General features: G+C 68.1%; 1 protein-coding gene and 1 pseudogene. Both read left to right on the forward strand.

Annotated elements, in window-relative coordinates:
• Nucleotides 1-2,651 (forward strand): annotated as a pseudogene (locus ACEW8N_RS09510) (hypothetical protein); the annotation flags it as partial.
• A 20-nt stretch (nt 2,652-2,671) separates the two neighbouring features.
• A partial coding sequence (locus ACEW8N_RS09515) for a 3-oxoacyl-ACP synthase III (RefSeq protein WP_373499577.1) occupies nt 2,672-3,289 on the forward strand: 618 nt, incomplete at its 3' end.

Below are 3,289 nucleotides of genomic sequence, written 5' to 3' on the forward strand. Positions count from 1 at the left end.
AAGGCCCGGGCAATGGCGCCGCGGCCGAAGCCCCGGACCGGGGCGCCTGGCCCCATCAGTTCTCGCAGTTCCTCGCCGCGGTGAACGACACGGTCGCGGCCACCGCCGACGCACACCGGGCCTTCCTCGATTTTTCCGATGCGCTGACACAGAATTACGGGCGAAGCGTCGGCATTCAGACGCGGCTCCTGGAAGAGATGGCGGACCTGCCCTGCGATGATGGGGTTCCTGCTTTACCTGTGCCCGCGGTCGAACCGGTCGCTTCCGCACCCCCGCCGGCCTATTCTCGGGAGATGTGCATGGAGTTCGCCGTCGGCAGTGCCGCCCGGGTGCTCGGCCCCGAGTTCGCCGAGGTGGACACCTATCCGGTCCGGGTAAGGCTTCCGGATGCGCCGCTCATGCTGGTGGACCGCATCCTGACCGTCGAGGGCGAGAAGGGAAGCATGGGGTCCGGGCGGGTGGTCACCGAACACGACGTCCTGCCCGGCGCCTGGTACCTCGACGGGGACCGCGCCCCCACCTGCATCTCCGTGGAGGCGGGCCAGGCCGACCTGTTTCTGTCGGCATACCTGGGCATCGATCTCCGGGTGAAGGGAAAGCGCGCCTACCGCCTGCTGGACGCCAAGGCCACCTTCCACCGGGGGCTTCCCCGGCCGGGAGAGGTCATCCGGTACGACATCCACATCGACAAATTTGTCCGGCAGGGCGAAACCTACATGTTCTTCTTCCGGTTCGAGGGGCATATCGGCAGCGAACACCTCATCACCATGCGGGACGGCTGCGCCGGATTCTTCACCGAGACGGAGGTCGGCAACTCCGGGGGCATCCTCCGTCGGGCGGAGGAGACGGCCCCGCGACCGGGGCGCAAAGACTTCGCCGAACTGGTGCCCATGGCCGTCGAAAGATATGACGACCGGGCCCTGGACGCCCTCCGGGGAGGGGATCTTTCCGGGTGCTTCGGCCCTCTTTTCGCCGGCGTGACGGCACCCGAAGGCCTCCGCCTGCCCGGGGGCCGCATGCGGCTGGTCCACCGCGTGGCGACCCTGGACCCCCATGGCGGACGCTTCGGGCTGGGCATCATCCAGGCCGAGGCCGACATCCGTCCCGACGACTGGTTCCTGACCTGCCACTTCCCCGACGACAGGGTCATGCCCGGCACCCTCATGTACGAGTGCTGCATGCACACCCTTAGGATCTTCCTCCAGCGCATGGGGTGGGTCTCGCAACCCCCCGATACCTGCTACGAGCCGGTCGTCGGCAGGGAGAGCGTCCTCAGGTGCCGCGGGCCTGTGACGCCCGCAACCCGGAAGGTCCTCTACGAGGTCGAGATCGCCGAGATCGGCTACGGTCCGGAGCCCTATGCCCTGGCCGACGCCATGATGTACGCCGACGGCCGGCCCATCGTCCGGTTCGAGAACATGTCCATGAAGCTCACGGGGGCGCGGCGCCATGAGATCGAGGGGTTCTGGGCGGACCGGCTGCCGGCCCCCGCCCCGGCTCCGGCTCCGCCGCCCGCCGTCTTCACCCGGGACCAGCTCATGGCCTTCTGCACGGGGAACCCCTCCGAGGCCTTCGGCGAACCTTACCGGGTCTTCGATCGGGAGCGGAGGATCGCCCGCCTGCCCCGGCCGCCCTATCTCTTCATGGACCGGGTCACGAAGAGCGACCCCCCTCCCTGGGTGCTTGCGCCCGGCGGATGGATCGAGGCCGACTACGCCTTCACGCCCGACGCGTGGTACTTCACCGCGGACCGGAGCGGGGCCATGCCCTTCTGCATCCTCCTCGAAATCGCCCTTCAGCCCTGCGGCTGGCTTGCGGCTTACATGGGCTCCGCCCTCAAGAGCGACCAGGACCTCAAGTTCCGCAACCTGGGGGGCGAGGCGGTCCTCCACCGGAACCTCCCGCGGGAGGCCCGGCGCCTGACCATGCGGACCCGCCTGACCCGGTCCTCGGCCGCCGGCGGCATGCTCATCGAGCATTTCGAGATGACGGTGACGGCGGACGGCCTCCCGGTCTACACCGGCACCACCTATTTCGGCTTCTTCACCGGGGCGGCCCTGGCCCAGCAGGTGGGCATCCAGGGGGCAGACGCCTTGGCGTACCAGCCGACCCCGGAGGAGATCTCCATCGGGGAGTCCCACGTCTTCGCCGACGAACGGCCCCTGTCGCCCGCGGACCCCGCATCCGATCCGGCTCCGGCCCTGGCCTTCCCCGCCACGGCCCTCAGGATGATCGACGCGATCGAACTCTGGGTTCCCGGCGGCGGCCCTCACGGCCTGGGCTTCGTGCGGGGCGCCAAGACGGTCGATCCGGACGAATGGTTTTTTCAGGCCCATTTCCACCAGGACCCGGTATGCCCCGGCTCCCTGGGGGTCGAGTCCTTCCTCCAGCTCATCAAGTTCGCGGCCCTGAAGAGATGGCCGCATCTCCATGATACCCACCGCTTCGAGACGCTGACGGACGAAGCGCACCGATGGAGCTACCGCGGCCAGATCCTCGAGACCCACCACAGAATCGAGGTGGACGCGGTGATCACGCGGGTGACCGAGGGCGAGGCACCGACCCTTTTGGCGGATGGATTTCTCAAGGTGGACGGGCGGTATATCTACCGGATGGAAAACTACGGCGTGAGGCTTGCGCCCGTCCGATAACCGAGGAGAGCTTTACGGATATGCAGTACAGCAACGTATTTATCGACGCCTTCGGCTACGAGCTGCCGCCCAACGTGGTGGCGTCACGGGATCTCGAGGAGCGCCTTTCGCCCCTGTACGAGCGGCTTCGCCTCAAAAAGGGGCAGCTCGAGGCCATCACCGGCATCCACGAACGGCGGTTCTGGGACCCGGGGTTCAAGGTTTCCGAAGGCGCCGCCGAAGCGGGCCGGAAGGCCCTGGCGGCCTCTACGGCCTCCCCGGCCGACATCGGCATGCTGATCTATGCCGGCGTCTGCCGGGACAACCTCGAGCCGGCAACGGCGTGCGCGGTGGCCGACGCCCTGGGCATCCCGCCGGAAGCCCAGGTCTACGACGTCTCCAACGCCTGCCTCGGGGTCCTGAACGGCATGATCCACATCGCCAACGCCATCGAACTGGGCCAGATCCGGGCCGGCCTGGTCGTCTCCTGCGAAACGGCCCGGGAGATCGTGGACATCACCATCGACCGGCTCCTCAAGCTCCAGGACATGGCCCTATTTAAGGACACCATCGCCACCCTCACCGGCGGATCGGGCGCCGTCGGGGTGGTGCTGACCCACGCGTCCCTGGCGCGCCGGGGCCACCGGCTGATCGGCGGC

It is taken from the genome of Desulfococcus sp. (genome assembly GCF_041737845.1).
Classification (GTDB): Bacteria; Desulfobacterota; Desulfobacteria; order Desulfobacterales; family Desulfococcaceae; genus Desulfococcus.